At 67.7% G+C, this 14,074-nt stretch carries 12 protein-coding genes; 1 reads left to right on the forward strand and 11 read right to left on the reverse strand.

Features of this window, described 5'->3' with window-relative positions:
• Positions 1–2: 2 nt before the first annotated feature.
• From A5784_RS27750 to A5784_RS27785, 8 genes are read right to left on the reverse strand one after another with little or no spacing between them, the layout of a single operon-like run.
• Complete coding sequence (locus tag A5784_RS27750) at positions 3–1,442, reverse strand: xylulokinase (RefSeq protein WP_064948084.1); 1,440 nt, start codon at positions 1,440–1,442, stop codon at positions 3–5.
• Positions 1,439–2,803, reverse strand: coding sequence for an aspartate aminotransferase family protein (locus tag A5784_RS27755; RefSeq protein WP_064948085.1), 1,365 nt, complete (start codon positions 2,801–2,803; stop codon positions 1,439–1,441). Before A5784_RS27755 ends, A5784_RS27750 begins: the two co-directional genes overlap by 4 nt.
• Before the next feature lie 31 nt (positions 2,804–2,834).
• Entirely contained in the window at positions 2,835–4,025 is a 1,191-nt protein-coding gene (locus A5784_RS27760; protein ID WP_064948086.1) for a M20 family metallopeptidase, read from the reverse strand.
• Positions 4,022–5,047, reverse strand: coding sequence for an oligopeptide/dipeptide ABC transporter ATP-binding protein (locus A5784_RS27765; RefSeq protein WP_064948087.1), 1,026 nt, complete (start codon positions 5,045–5,047; stop codon positions 4,022–4,024). Before A5784_RS27765 ends, A5784_RS27760 begins: the two co-directional genes overlap by 4 nt.
• Positions 5,044–6,054 (reverse strand): ABC transporter ATP-binding protein, encoded by a 1,011-nt coding sequence (locus A5784_RS27770; RefSeq protein WP_064948088.1) that lies wholly within the window; start codon positions 6,052–6,054, stop codon positions 5,044–5,046. Before A5784_RS27770 ends, A5784_RS27765 begins: the two co-directional genes overlap by 4 nt.
• Positions 6,051–6,941, reverse strand: coding sequence for an ABC transporter permease (locus A5784_RS27775; protein ID WP_064948089.1), 891 nt, complete (start codon positions 6,939–6,941; stop codon positions 6,051–6,053). The genes A5784_RS27770 and A5784_RS27775 overlap by 4 nt, the downstream gene beginning before the upstream one ends.
• Positions 6,938–7,906: an ABC transporter permease gene (locus A5784_RS27780; RefSeq protein ID WP_064948090.1), complete on the reverse strand. Its 969-nt coding sequence runs from the start codon at positions 7,904–7,906 to the stop codon at positions 6,938–6,940. The genes A5784_RS27775 and A5784_RS27780 overlap by 4 nt, the downstream gene beginning before the upstream one ends.
• A gap of 16 nt (positions 7,907–7,922) precedes the next feature.
• Complete coding sequence (locus A5784_RS27785) at positions 7,923–9,560, reverse strand: ABC transporter substrate-binding protein (protein ID WP_064948091.1); 1,638 nt, start codon at positions 9,558–9,560, stop codon at positions 7,923–7,925.
• Between the two features lie 229 nt (positions 9,561–9,789).
• Between A5784_RS27785 and A5784_RS27790 the strand changes: the two genes are divergently transcribed.
• The gene (locus A5784_RS27790) at positions 9,790–10,629 is read left to right on the forward strand and encodes a GntR family transcriptional regulator (protein WP_064948092.1); all 840 of its coding nucleotides are present in this window, start codon (positions 9,790–9,792) and stop codon (positions 10,627–10,629) included.
• A 3-nt stretch (positions 10,630–10,632) separates the two neighbouring features.
• Here the strand turns inward: A5784_RS27790 and A5784_RS27795 are convergent, their stop codons facing one another.
• From A5784_RS27795 to A5784_RS27805, 3 genes are read right to left on the reverse strand one after another with little or no spacing between them, the layout of a single operon-like run.
• Positions 10,633–11,391 carry an ArsR/SmtB family transcription factor gene (locus A5784_RS27795; RefSeq protein ID WP_064948093.1) on the reverse strand — a complete coding sequence of 253 codons (759 nt, stop codon included), beginning with the start codon at positions 11,389–11,391 and terminating at the stop codon, positions 10,633–10,635.
• Positions 11,384–12,760 carry an MFS transporter gene (locus A5784_RS27800; protein WP_064948094.1) on the reverse strand — a complete coding sequence of 459 codons (1,377 nt, stop codon included), beginning with the start codon at positions 12,758–12,760 and terminating at the stop codon, positions 11,384–11,386. The genes A5784_RS27795 and A5784_RS27800 overlap by 8 nt, the downstream gene beginning before the upstream one ends.
• Positions 12,761–12,812: 52 nt before the next feature.
• A complete protein-coding gene (locus A5784_RS27805; protein WP_064948150.1) occupies positions 12,813–14,054 on the reverse strand; it encodes a glycosyltransferase family 4 protein in 1,242 nt (413 codons plus the stop codon).
• Between the last annotated feature and the right edge of the window lie 20 nt (positions 14,055–14,074).

Consider the following 14,074-nt stretch of genomic DNA (forward strand, 5'->3'; position numbering starts at 1 on the left):
GGTCACAGTTCGATACCTCCGAGTGCGGCGCGCAATGCGTCATGACGGTCCGCTGCCCGGGCCCACCTGGCAGCCTGTGCCGGTCGCGGTGACACGCGGTGCAGTTGCGGTTGATGGTTGATCGGCCGGCCGAGAGTCTGCGCGGCGAACACCGCGGCGCCGATCGCGGAATGATCCCTGCTGGCCGCATCCACCAGCACGTCGCGTCCGGTGGCATCGGCGAGGTCCTGCCACAGCAGGGGACTGGCGGCCGCCCCGCCACCGAGGAGCACCGGACCCCGTCGACCGGTGGCGGTTTCGGCGATCGCGATCGCCCGTCGCAATTCCACGACGACTCCGGTCAGCAGCGCCCGCCCGACATGAGCGGCTCCCATGGACAGGTTGAGCCCGTGCAACGTGCCGGTCAGTTCGGGGTCCCACAGGGCCCCTTGCTCGCCGGGGGTGAGATACGGCAGGAACACCGGTGTGTCGTCGAGCGCCACGGTGCCTGCCGCGTCCAGCAATTCGGCCGGGCCGCCAGCCAGGCCGAGGAGTCGGGCGATACCGCCGAACGCCGAACCGACGGCCAGAACGTCCATCTCCAGGCCCCACCCGTTGCCGGCAAGCGGTGTCAGCAGGTAGCGCCGCAGCGGATCGCGCACCGCCCGGTCCGAAATGCCCAGCACGACTGCGCTTGTCCCGGCGATGACTGCGACGTCGCCATGGGTGCGTGCGCCGATACCGAACGCGCCGAGCACCGAGTCGGCCGCCCCGAGCACCACCGGCACCTCGTCAGCGATGCCCAACGCTGCGTGCCACTGCGGCGACAGCGGCGCGACGGTGGCCGAGGGTGCGACCGGGGGCAGGCCGGGAACCTCTGCCGCGACCATCAATTCGGGGTCCCAGGCGCAGTGGTCAAGGTCGAACACGCCGGTGCCGGCTGCGGTGCTCGGATCCGTCAGCAACTCGCCGGTGAGCTGTGCATAGAGCACATCCTTGGCGGATGCTGCCATTACGCCGCCACGGCCCTGTCTGTCGAGGCGCCGATGCATGGGCGCCAGGTAACGACCGTCGACACGTTGCCCGGTGAGCTGGTAGAGCCGGTCGTCGCCGATCGCGGCGCGCAGCAGCTCGGCTTCGGGTTCGGCGCGCCCATCCTCCCAGGTGATCGCCGGCCCCGTCGGAGCTCCTGCGGCGTCGAGCGCCACCAGCGTGGGCAGCATCGCCGACAGGCCGATGCCCGCCCAGTGTTGCACCGGTGCCGAGGCGGCGACCTCGGCCAGCGCGGCTGCCAGCGCGGCCCACCAGTCCTGCGAATTCTGTTCGGCGGCAAGGGGTTCCGGCCGGGCTGTGGCGTAGTCGCCGCGCGCGGCAGCGCAGATCTCACCGTCGGGGCCGACCGCGACGACCTTCAGTGACGAGGTGCCGAGATCGATCCCGAGGTGAACCCGCTCGCCGTTCACGCCGTGTGCACCGCACGGCGGCCGGTGGCCACGACGGACAACGCGTCGGCAGCGGCGTTGAGCGTCTCGTCGATGTCGCGATCGTCGTGTACCAGTGAGACGAAAAGGTTTTCGAACTGCAGCGGGTGGAACAGCACGCCGCGCAGCAGCATCTCCTGATACCACCGGGTGAACAGGTCCTCGTCGGCGTGGGCCACCGCGTCGCGCCAGTTGCGGATCGGGCCGTCGGCGAACCACAGCTGGAACACGGTTCCCAGGCCCTCGACGTAGGCGTCCAAACCCCGGTCTGCAGCCAGGGTCGAGAGCCCCTCGGCAAGCCGGTAGCCCAGGGCGCGCTGCCGTTCGTAGAGTCCGGGCTCGGCCAGCACATCCATGGTGGCTGACACCGCGGCACATTGCACGACGTTGGCGTTGTACGTACCTGAGTGCGAATACTTGCCTGCGGCAACGAGTCTCATCGCCTCCGTGGTGCCACCGACAGCCGCGACGGGGAATCCGCCGCCCAGGCCCTTGGCGAGGGTCGTCAGATCGGGCAGCACCCCGAACCACTCCTGGGCGCCGCCGCGCGCGAACCGGAAGCCGGTGATCACCTCGTCGAAGATGAGCATCGCGCCGTGCTTACGGGTCTCACTGCGCAGCAACTCCAGGTACCCGGGCTCGGGCAGGATGCAGCCGGTGTTGAACACTGCCGGCTCGGTGAGCACCGCCGCCACCTCGTCGCCGCGGCGGTCCATGAGCTTCACGAAGCTCTCGGGGTCGTTCCAGGTGAGCACCTCCAGGGTGCCGCCGAGTTCGGCCGGAACACCGGGTCCCATGGCGACCGGGCGCGGGTGATCGGCGGGGCCGGCGAGGTCCACGTCGACATGGTTGGACCAGTACACGGTGTCCTGCCAGCCGTGGTAGTGGCCTTCGAACCGGACGATCAACCGCCGGCCGGTGGTGGCCCGCGCCAACCGCACGGCGGTGCCGACCGCTTCAGAACCGGAGTTGGTGAACCGCACCTGCTCGATACCGGGAACCGCGGCGACGACCTTCTCCGCCGCTTCGATCTCCAGTTCGTAGGGCAGGCCGAAGCAGGTGCCGTACTCGGCGATCGCGCGCTGCACGGCGGCGGTCACACCCGGGTGGCGGTGCCCGAGGATCATCGGGCCCAGGCCCAGCAGGTAGTCGATGTAAGTGTTGCCGTCCACGTCGGTGAGGCGGGACCCGGTCCCTTCGGCCATGAACAGCGGCGACGGTTTCCACCCGTTGCGAGGCAACCGCGCGGTCGAGCCCGCCCCGCCGGGAATGGTGCGTTTCGCACGTTCGAACAAGGCGCGGGTGTTGGGCGTGCGAACGTTGAACGCCTCGGTGAATGTCATTGGTTTCCTTGGTTTCTCGGCGGTTTATTGATCAGGATGGGGACGTGGCCGGTTCGGGTACCCCGATGAGGGTGACGACGGTGCGGCGCAGGATCTCGGCTGTCGCGATCACATCGGGAATCGACACCCACTCTTCGGCGGCGTGGTAGTTGCCCCCTTCGGGGCCGAACAGCACCGTCGGGATGCCGGCGCTCTGCAGCAGTGCCGCGTCGGTCCACGCGTTGAGCCCCGTGATCTCGGCCCGGGTTCCGTTGACGGCTTCGGTGGCGTCGGCCAGGGCAGTGAGCAGCGCGTCGTTGCCCGCGCCTGTGAACGGGTCGCGGTCCAGCCGCACCCGAACCTCGCCGCGGAAACGTGGCTCGACAGCCTTGACCTCGTCGAAGATCGCCTCGATCTCTGCCACCCGGTCGGCCAGTGTCTCCCCGGGCTGCGTGCCGATCTCGATGCCGAGCACCACTTCGGAGGGATACGTCGCGTAGTCGGTGCCACCGGCAATCGTGCCGGTGTGAAACACCGTGCGGCCGTTGCGCGGATCGGGATGGGGCTTCCACCGCGTCTCGTCGAGGCGGTGCAGGCGCGTGATGACCTCGGCCATATGCACGATGGCGTCGACGCCCTTGTCGGGTGCCGAACCGTGGGCGGGTTCGCCGAACACCACGATGTCGATCCAGCCGAAACCCTGGTGCTCACCGAAAATCAGGTGAGAGCCTTCGGGTTCCAGTTCGATCGCCAGATCGATCTCGTCGGCGTGGTGGGCGACGAGGTGCTCGGTGCCGATGCTGACGCCTTCCTCGTCGATCGCCAGCGCGACCAGCACATTGCCCGCCAAGGGTGTTCCGGACCGCACCAGTTCCGCAGCGGCCAGCATCGCGGCCGCGCAGCCGCCCTTGTCGTCGGCCACTCCGACGCCGATCATGCGGTCGCCCTCGACTACCGGGGACAACGCGCGATCGGGCCAGGCCGCATACCCCACAGTGTCGCTGTGGGCGGTCAGACAGATCGTGGGCCCCGGTGCGGTACCCCGCAGCCACGCCAGCACATTCGGGCGGCCCGGCTCGACTTCCTCCAGGGTGACGTCCAGCCCGGCTGCGGTCAGCCAGCGTTGCATGAACCGGGCGACCTCGCCCTCGCCCGCGCCTCCCGGGATCAGCCACGGCGTCACAGAATCAATGCGAACCAGGCTGTCGAGCAGCTGGATCACTTCTTCTCGGCTGGCAGTCATGCGATGTTCTCCTTAGCTGTTGTCAGAACTCTGGTGTCCCAGAAGTGGCACGCCACAGCGTGATCGGCACTGATCGAGCGCAGCGCCGGTGATTCGGTGGTACAGCGCTCGGGCGATCCGAGCGTCTGAAACAGTGGGCAGCGGGCAGCGAACCGGCACCCGGTGATCTCGGTTGTGGGGTTGGGCGGCTCACCGGCGAGCAGCGTGCGGGCGGTGCGCCTGCCGTCGGGTCTGGGCATCACGTCGACCAGCGCGCGGGTATAGGGATGGGCCGGGTTGGCGATCACCTCGGTCCCCACGCCCTGCTCGACGATGCGGCCCAGGTACAACACCGCAACGCGGTCGGCGAACACGCCGGCCAGCGCCAAGTCGTGAGTGATGAAAAGCGTTGCGATACCGAGGCGTTCCCGCAGATCCAGCAACACTCGCAGGATGCCGGCCCGCAGTGACACGTCGAGCATGGACACCGGTTCGTCGGCGACAAGCAATCGAGGTTCGACGGCCACCGCCGACGCGATGGCGACCCGTTGGCGCTGGCCGCCGGACAGTTCGAACATGCGCCGCCCGGCGACCGACTCCGGCAGGCCGCACGCGGCCAGTGCGGCCAGAGTCGCCTGGCGCCGCGCGGCGGCATCGATGCCGTGGCGGTGGATCGCCACCCCCTCTGCCACCAGATCGAATGCGGTCGAATTGGCGGGCAGGCTCTCGAAGGGATCCTGGAAGATCATCTGAAAGTCGCGCCGCATCGTACGCAGCTTCCGGCCGCTGAGATGGGTGATGTCGACGCCGCCGATGGCGACCGAACCCGATGTCGCCTCGGCCAGGCGCATGATGGTGCGCGCGATCGTGGTTTTGCCGCAACCGGATTCGCCGACGAGTGCGACGATCTCCCGCTCATCGATGGTCAGGTCGACGCCGTCGACGGCTCGGGCCAGCAGTCGACGCCGGCCGTGCCGGATCGGGAAGTGCACGTGCAGATCGGTGATCTCGGCGACCGGACCGCCGGTGGTCGATGCGGTCATCGGGCCACCCCCAGCGCAAGCGTCGCGGTCTCTGACACCCGGTGGCACGCGGCGACATGGGTGGCGGCGGTGGCCACGGGACGCAATGCCGGGTCCTCGGTGGCGCACGCCGGGAGTGGCACCTCGCAGCGGGCGCGGAACCGGCACCCGTCCGGAGGATGGGCGAGATCCGGTGGGCTTCCGGGTATTCCGCTGATCGACGCGGCACCCGCCCCGGGGCGCGGAAAGCATGCCAGCAACTGCCGGGTGTAGGGGTGCGCCGGCCCGGTGACCGCGGTGTGGGTCAACACCTCGTCGGCCTGCCCGCGTTCGACGATACGGCCGGCGTACATCACGGCGGCCCGGTCGCACAATTCGCCGAGCACCATCAGATCGTGCGAGATCACCAGCATCGCAAGGTCCAGTTCGTCTGCGAGACGCCGGATGAGCTCAAGGATCTGGGCCTGCGTCATGACATCGAGCGCCGTGGTCGGTTCGTCGGCGATCACCAGCTCCGGATCGCAGGCGAGGGCCATCGCGATCATCGCCCGCTGTTTCATGCCGCCCGAGAACTGGTGTGGGTAGTCCGCGGCCCGGCCTGGGGCGATGCCGACCTCGCCGAGCAGTTCGGCGACGCGGGCGCGGATCTCGCGCTTACCGGTGTGCGGACGGTGTGTCCGGATGGCCTCGGCGATCTGGGCGCCGATGGGCATGACGGGATTGAAACCGTTCATCGCGCCTTGGAACACCATGGACAACCGGCTCCAGCGCAGCCTGCGCAGCCCGTCCTCGTCAACGGCGAGCAGGTCGGTGGCGCCCAACTGCATCCGGTCGGCGGTCACCTGCGCACCACGGGGCAGCAATTGCGCCACCGCCAGTGCCAATGTGCTTTTGCCACAGCCGGATTCCCCGGCCAGCCCGACGACCTCGCCGGTGTCGACGTCGAGGTCGATGCGGTCGACGGCCCGGACCTCGTCGACTGCGGATCGGTACGTCACCGACAAGTTGCGAATCTCAAGCAGGTTCATGTGGTCGCCGCCAGTTTCGGATTGAGAATGTGTTCGAGCGCTTGGCCGATGAGCGAGAACGCCAGCACCACAACGACGATGCCGACACCCGGGGGTAGGAAATACCACCAGTAACCGCTGCCGACGGCGCCGGATACGAAGGCGTTGTGCAGTACCTGGCCCCACGATGTGCGCGACGGATCACCGAGTCCGAGGAACGACAGCGTGGCCTCGGCCAGGATGGATCCGGCGATCACCAAGACGGCATTCGCGATCACGAGTGCAGCGACGCCGGGCAGGATCAGTTTGCGCAGGATCGCCGGTGCTGACAGGCCGACGGTGCGGGCCCGCGCGACGACCTCGCGTTCCCGTAGCGCCAGGGTCTGGGACCGCACGATGCGGGCCGTGGGCGGCCAGCTCGTCACCGCGATGACGAGGACGATCATCGGAAGGCTCTGTCCCACAATCGCTCCGAGCGCGATCATGAGCGGCAGGTTGGGCAGCACCAGGAAGAAGTCGGTGACGCGCATCAGGACGGCGTCGACGAATCCCGTGAACCAGCCCGCGAGGACGCCCACGACGGTGCCGATGAGAACCGTCACGAGTGTGGCGATGAGGCCGATCTCCAACGAGATGGGAGTGCCTGCGAGCACCTGACGCAGTACGTCGCGGCCGAGTTCGTCGGTACCCAGCAGATGACCTGCACTGGGCGGCTGCAGGATTCCGGTGCGGGACTCGGCGACCGCGCCGCGGTCGTAGGGAGCCACCAGCGGCCCGACAACGGCGAGCATGACCACCGCGGCTGCCATGAGCACACCGGTGCGTCCCATGGTGTCATGCCACAACTGGGTTGCGACGTCACGCCAGCCGGAGCTGGTTGTTCCTGCCGGGATGCTCACCTCGGTCATGTCAGCCTCACCCTCGGGTCCAGTGCGCGATAGATGACGTCGCTGGCGAAGTTGGCCAGCACCACCACGACGGCGAACAGCAGGAAGCACGCCTCCATCACGGGGTAGTCGCGCCGCACCACCGACAGATAGATCAATTGACCCATGCCGGGCCACGAGAAGACCGTCTCGACCTGGATGGTGCCGCCGACGGTGGCGCTGGCGTACAAGGTGGTCGCGGTAGCGACGGGGAGCAGTGCATTGCGCACACCGTGCCGCCAGAGCACGCGGCGCGGGTGCAGACCCTTGGCGCGTGCCGTGGTCATGAAGTCCTCCGAGAGTGTGTTCAGCAGAGAGCTACGGGTGATCAGGACGAACTGCGCCATGTCGACCATGACCATCGCGGCCGTCGGAAGGATCAGATGCCGTGCCAGGTCGGCGATTCGGGTGAACATCGTGGGATAGATCGCATCGGCGGTGTACATCCCGGCGATGGGCAGCCAGTTCAGCGCGACCGCAAACACGAAGATGAGCAACATGCCGACCCAGAACGTGGGCAGGCTCCAGAACACGAGAGATCCCACCACCAGCCCACGGTCCGATCGCGTGCCACGGCGTGCCGCGGCGAAAACCCCGATCACCACCCCGAGGGCGACCACCAGCACGGTCGAGACCGTCACCAGGATCACGGTGTTGACCAGTGCGTCGCCCACGATGGGGCCGACGGGGGCCGAGTAGGAGTACGAGTACCCGAACTCGCCGTGCAACAGGTGGGTGACGTAGGTGACGAACTGCGAACTGAGCGGTCGGTCCAGCCCGTAGTACGTACGGAGCCTGGCTATCGCCGCGGCGTCGAGGTGCTGGCCGCGTGCGATGTGGGTGACCGGGTCACCGGGCATCAGGTGGAAGATCAGGAAGTTGGTGATCAGGACCGCGACGAGGGTGAGACTCAGATACGTCAGTTTCGTTGCGAGATAACGCAGCATCTCCTCGGGGCCCGCCTCAGGCCGGTTTCACGTCGACGTAGTTGACCCGCGGGAAGTTCAGCACCATGCCACCCTTGATGGGTTGCCAGTCGGTCCAGGTGTCGGTTCGGGTGCCGGTGAGCTTCTTCTGGTACCACATCACGATGTAGGGACAGCTGGCGTAGTGGATCGCCTGCATCTCCTGGACAAGCTTGATCCGCTGGCCGCGGTCGATCGTGGTGCGTTGCTGCTCATAGAGCTCGTCGTATCTCGGGTTGCTCCAATAGGTGTCGTTGTTTCCGCCGATCTGGTCGGTGGTGGCGATCCCCAGCAGATAGGACGGGTCGTACATCTCCGAATCCCAGCCCCACACCACGATGTCCCAATCGGGTCCCTGGGTGTTGAACACCGTGCTGCCCATGGCGTCGGCGTCGGTGGTGGACAGCTTCACGCCGACACCGACCGCCTTGGCGGCCGTGATGAACAGCTCGGCTGCTTTCACGTCGACGGCGGTGTCGGCGATGGCGAGGATCCTGAAGTTCAGTGGGGTACCGTCTTTCGACTCGCGGATACCGTCGCCGTTGCGGTCGATGTAGCCTGCGTCGTCGAGAAGCTTGCGGGCCTTGTCCTGGTTGTTGTCCAGCACCTCTGTTGCGGCCGGGACGTAGTGAAAGTCGCCGAATGCCACGGGCAGCAGCCCGGTACCCGGCTCGCCATAGCCCGACAGAGCGAGTTCGACGAGCTGTTGGCGGCTGACCGCGCAGCTCAGCGCCTGGCGTACCACCGGGTCGAGCAGGATCCGGTTGCCCTTCGAGTTCGGCTCGGTGGAACAGTTGAAACCGATCATGTGGAACGAAAACGATTCCAGGTCACCGGTTTTGACATTGGCCGCATCTTTGAGTCCGCCGAAGATGGTGGGTGGGATCTCGGCGACGATATCGATGTCGCCGGTGCGCAGCGCCTGCGTGACGATATCGTCGCTGCCGAACTTCGTCCAGGTCACCTTCTGTGCGGCCGGCTTGGCGCCCCACCAGTTGTCGTTGCGGGTGACGGTGACGGTGTTGCCCTTCTGCCATGAATCGAAGATGAACGGCCCGGTGCCCACCGGTTTGTCGTTGGCGAACCGGGGCAGGTCGTTCTTGTTGACGCCGGACCAGATGTGTTTGGGGACGATCGGCGTGATGACTCCGGGATCCAGGGTCTGAGGACGCGAATACGTCAGTCGCACGGTGTTTCCCGTGCTTGTCGCGTCGACGAGATCTTTGAAGTACGCGCCGTAGGTGCCGTAGTCGTTGTCTCTGACCATCAGCAGGGTGAACACGACATCGTCGGCCGTGAAGGGGTTGCCGTCCTGCCACTTGACGCCGTCGCGCAGGGTGTACGTGTAGGTCTTCCCGCCGTCTTCGACCTTGACGTCGGTCGCCAGTGACGGCTTGACGTTCAGATCCGCGTCGTACTCCATCAGCTTGTCGTAGAGCAGTTGGAATACGTCATAGGACTGGGTGGAGAAGGCGGTGAACGGGTTCAGCGAGTCGATGTCCGTCGTCGATCCGACCCGCAGCACGGTGTGCGTCGCGGTCTCGGGCGCGCACGCGGCCAGTGCCGCCGCGCCGCCGAGAGCTGCGGCGACCACCGCCGAGTTGCGCAGGAAGCTGCGTCGGTCAATCTTGTGCATCGCCGGGATTCTCCTTCGGGTGCGGAGCCAGTGCCATCACTGTGCATACACAGTATTGTGAGTATGTCTGTGATCGCGTGATGACGTGTGTGTTTCGCGAAAATTTCTCTTATAACCCGTCCTAACCGCTGTTTAGCACGGATTATCAGCTCGCTGACAGGGATGCATAGTTAGTATGCAAGGTGCGAGCGGTGCGTTATCGGTCACCGACCGAGACTGGGGAGGCCAGATGTCGACACCAAAGGGGAGCAGCCCGGCGGCGGGTGACCGGAAGCTCCGCTACCAACAGGTGCAGGAACTGGTCCTCAGCATCATGGCCGAACGCGATCTACGTCCCGGTGATCGTTTGCCCTCGACCACCGAGCTCGCCGAGATCGCCGATGTCAGTACCATTTCCGTGCGCCGCGCGCTCGATGAGCTGGAGCGGGCCGGCCGCATCCACCGGCATCAGGGGCTGGGGACCTTTGTGGCCGAACCGCGTATCGGCGCAGACCCGACACGGCCGGGTGAACTGCTGCAGACGCTGACCGACACCCAGGGCCGATCCCCGTCGGTGACCACTGCCTTGATCACGATGTCGGTCGGCCTGCCCAGCACGACGATCGCCGCAGCACTCGGTGTCGACGGGGGCCAGCCGACGTGGGAGATCTGGCGGCGCAGGACGATCGGTGCGGGCGCGGACCGGATACTCGAACGCGCCGTGCTCCCGTTGAGCAGGGTGCCCTCGATCGATCGGGACCGGCTGGCCGCAGGCGAGTCCCTGTACCGATTCCTGCAGGAGCGCTACGGGCTCACCGACGAGTACACGGAGCAGGCGTTCGAGGTCGACACACCCAACAGCTGGGAGTCCGAACAACTCGAGCTGGAGCCAGGGGAGCTGGTGGTGCGTATCCGCGGGGTCAGCTTCGACGCGACCGGCCAAGCCTTCGACTGTTTCGAACAGTGCTACCGGGCAACGAAATTCACCTTCTACACGGCGGGTCAGACCCGGCACCGCATCCTCGGGCCCTCGGAGTTGTCCAATTGGTCGGTGTCCCCGTTGACCGATCCGCAACAGGGATCGGACTGACCCTCAGGCAGGCCAGTCGATGCCGAACTCGCGGGCCAACGCGGCGCGACCGGTTTCGGTCACCTTCAGCGCGCGGTGCTGCGGTGCGCGGCGCAGCCAGCCTGCCGACAGGAAGCGGTCGAGCACGGCCCGGCCAAGACCGCCTGCCAAATGGTGGCGCTGCTCGGTCCAGTCGATGCAGTACCGCACCAGCGGCCTTGAACCCGTTGGCAATTCAACACCGATATGGCGCAGGCGGTCGGCGCCGGCTGCGGTGAGTTCGTAGGGCACATCGCGTCCAGGACTGCTCAGCCGGTCGGCGTCGCCGTCGTGGAACTGGCCGTCGCCGCCGGTCAGCACGTCCTGGTCGATGAGGCTCTTCATGATCTGCACACCGAGCCGGCCGGCGATGTGGTCATAGCAGGTGCGCGCGCTGCGCAGGCGCGCCGCCCGGGTGCCTTCGCGCAGTGAGGTGACCGGCCGAGCGGGCGCCAGCCGCCCCAATTGCTCGATCAGTTCCCCGATTTCGGGCCCGGCCAGCCGGTAATAGCGGTGCCTGCCGTGGGTCTGCACGGTGAGCAGACCGGCTTCGGTCAGCTTGTTGAGGTGGCTGCTGGCGGTCGAGCGGCTGATGCCTGCTTCGTCGGCGAGCACGCTGGCCGGCAGCGCGCGGCCGTCGTCGAGGGCCAGCAGCACCCGGCAGCGAGCCGCATCGGCGAGCAGTGCGGCCAGCGCGGCGATGTCGACGTCCGCGGTCGACGGCAGATCGGTGAGATCACGCATGCGACGTCTCCTTCCTGTGCACCGGGGCTGCGGTACCCCGCGCCAACCGCAGCGCGGCTGCGGCCCCGGCCAGCTGACACACCCCGCCGACCACCAGCGCGACACGGACTCCGAGGTCACCACCGATGGCCGCCATGGCACTACCCAACACCGCGACACCGACAGTGATACCCAAGAGCCGGGACAGATTCACCACCCCGGCGCCCAGCCCCGAGCGCTGCACCGGCATCGCCGACATCGCCAGCGACACGGCTGGCCCGGTGTTCAGCGCCAGGCCGGCTCCTGCCAGCACGAGCGAGAGTTCCAGCAGCCACACCGACGCCGTCGGGCCCACCGCGGCATACAGCAGCAGCCCTGCCGCCATCAGCCCCAAGCCGGCGGTCATCGCGGTCCGCGCGCTGGTCCGCCGGGCCAACCCGTTGGCCGCTGGGATCAACGCCAGGTACGTGATGGGCAGCGGCAGGAACCACACCGCGGTGGCCAGCGCGGTCAGACCCCGTTGCTGCTGGAACGCGAAACTGTTGACCAGCAGCAGACCGTAGATACCGAAGGTCATGGTGAAGGTCGCCAGCAGGGCACCGACCAGGCGGCGGCTGCCGAACAGGTCCAGCGGCAGCATCGGCCGGACGCTGCGGCGCTGTACGCCGACGAACGCCGCCAGCGCGCACGCCGCGACGAGGGCGACGGGCACGATGCGTTGCCACGGCCAGGTGTGTCCCTCGACAAGCACCAGCGTCAGCGCGGCCAGGCCAAGCATCGCCAGGCACTGGCCCGGTATGTCGATGCGGGCGGCGGCCGGGTCACGTGATTCGGGCAGATGGCGCAGGCTCAGGATCAGGGCCAGCACGCCCACCGGTGCGTTGATCCAGAAGATCCACCGCCAGCCCGCCGTGTCGGCCAACATTCCACCAAGCAGGGGGCCGAGCGCGGTACTGCTCGCGGCGGCGAACGCCCACGCCGCGGTGGAGCGCGCTCGGTCCGCGGGGTCCGGGAAGGCGGCCGAGGTGATGGCCAGGCCCTGCGGCAACATCAGTGCCGCTCCCAGGCCCTGAACCGCGCGGGCGGCCAGCAGCGCGGGCAGCGCCGGTGCCAGCGCACACGCCACCGAGGCGGCGATGAACAGCGTCAACCCGATCCGCAGCAGCCTGCGCCTGCCGAAGCGGTCGCCGAGCGACCCCGCGGTCAACAGGGCCGCGGCGAAGGTGATGTTGTAGGCGTCGATGGTCCACTGGGCGCCTGCGATGCCGCCGCCGAGATCGTCGCGGATCGTCGGCAGCGCCAGGTTGACGGCGTTCGCGTCGATCAGCCCGACGAACAGGCCCAGGTAGGCGGCGACGAGGGTGAGAACTGCGGCTCGTGTGAGTGCCATACCCGCACGCTAGGGGCGAAATGATTCGACGCCCGTCGAATCATTTCCGGGCTCAGCGGTCGGGCAGGGCGTGCTCGACGATGGGGCGGCGCGGATGTGGTTCGCGGACACCGCGTTTGGCCGCCAGGTACACCTGGGCGGTCTCGGCGGCCACGGTGTGCCAGTCGAAATCGGAGGTCAGCCGGTCGCGGGCGGCGATCGCGCGGTCCTGCGCGGCCTCAGGATCGTCGAGCACGGCGCGGACGGCTGCGGCCAGCCCGGCCACATCCCGCGGCACGAACGACATCCCGGTCTGCCCGTTGATCACTGCTTCGCCAAGGCCGCCCACGTTGGAGGTGACCAGCGGGGTGCCGGTGGCCGCGGCTTCCAGCGCCACGATGCCGAACGGTTCGTAGTGGCTGGGCAGCACGGCGGCGTCGGCCGTGTGCAGCGCGGCCACCAGCTCGTCGTGGCCCAGCCGTCCGACGAATCGGGTGGCCTTGAGCACCTTGTGCTTTCGGGCCTCTTCGACGAGCCACTGCTGCTGGGTGCCGTCGCCTGCGACAGTCAGCGTGGTGCCCGGATGTGCCCGCCGGATCCGCGGCAGAGCGGCGATCGCGTCGTGCACGCCCTTCTCGTACTCCAGGCGACCCACGTAGAGCAACTGGGCCGGGCCCTGCCGGGGCCTGCGCCGCGCGAACGGCCACAGCGCCGCGTCGATCCCGTTGCGGATCACCCGGGTCTCGGCCAACCCGGGCCCGAACAGTTCGGTGATCTCGTCGCTCATCGACGCCGAACACGTGATGAGCGAATCGGATTCACGCACCAGCCAGGACTCCACCGCGTGCACCTGGCGGCTGATCCGGCCCGACACCCAGCCGGAATGCCTGCCGGCTTCGGTGGCATGGATGGTGGAAACGAGTGGCACGTCGAAGTGTTCGGCCAGCGCGATAGACGGATGGGCGACCAGCCAGTCGTGGGCGTGCACCAGATCCGGCTGCCACTGCTCGCCCGCGTCGTCCTTGATCCGCAGACCCGCACGCACCATCGCGTGGCCCATCGCAAGGGTCCAGGCCATCATGTCGGTGCCGAAGTCGAACTCGTGCGGGTCCTGGGCGGCGGCGACGACGCGGACACCCTCGCTGACCTCGTCGGTCGACGGATGCGTGCTCGGGTCGGTGTCCGACGGGCGCCGGCTCAGTACGACGACTTCATGGCCTGCCGCGACGAGAGCGGTGGCCAGGTGATGCACATGCCTGCCGAGACCGCCGACGACCACCGGCGGGTACTCCCACGACACCATCAGGATTTTCATGGTTGTGCGCTTTCTCGGCG

Source organism: Mycobacterium sp. 852013-50091_SCH5140682, from assembly GCF_001665685.1.
Taxonomy (GTDB): Bacteria; Actinomycetota; Actinomycetes; order Mycobacteriales; family Mycobacteriaceae; genus Mycobacterium.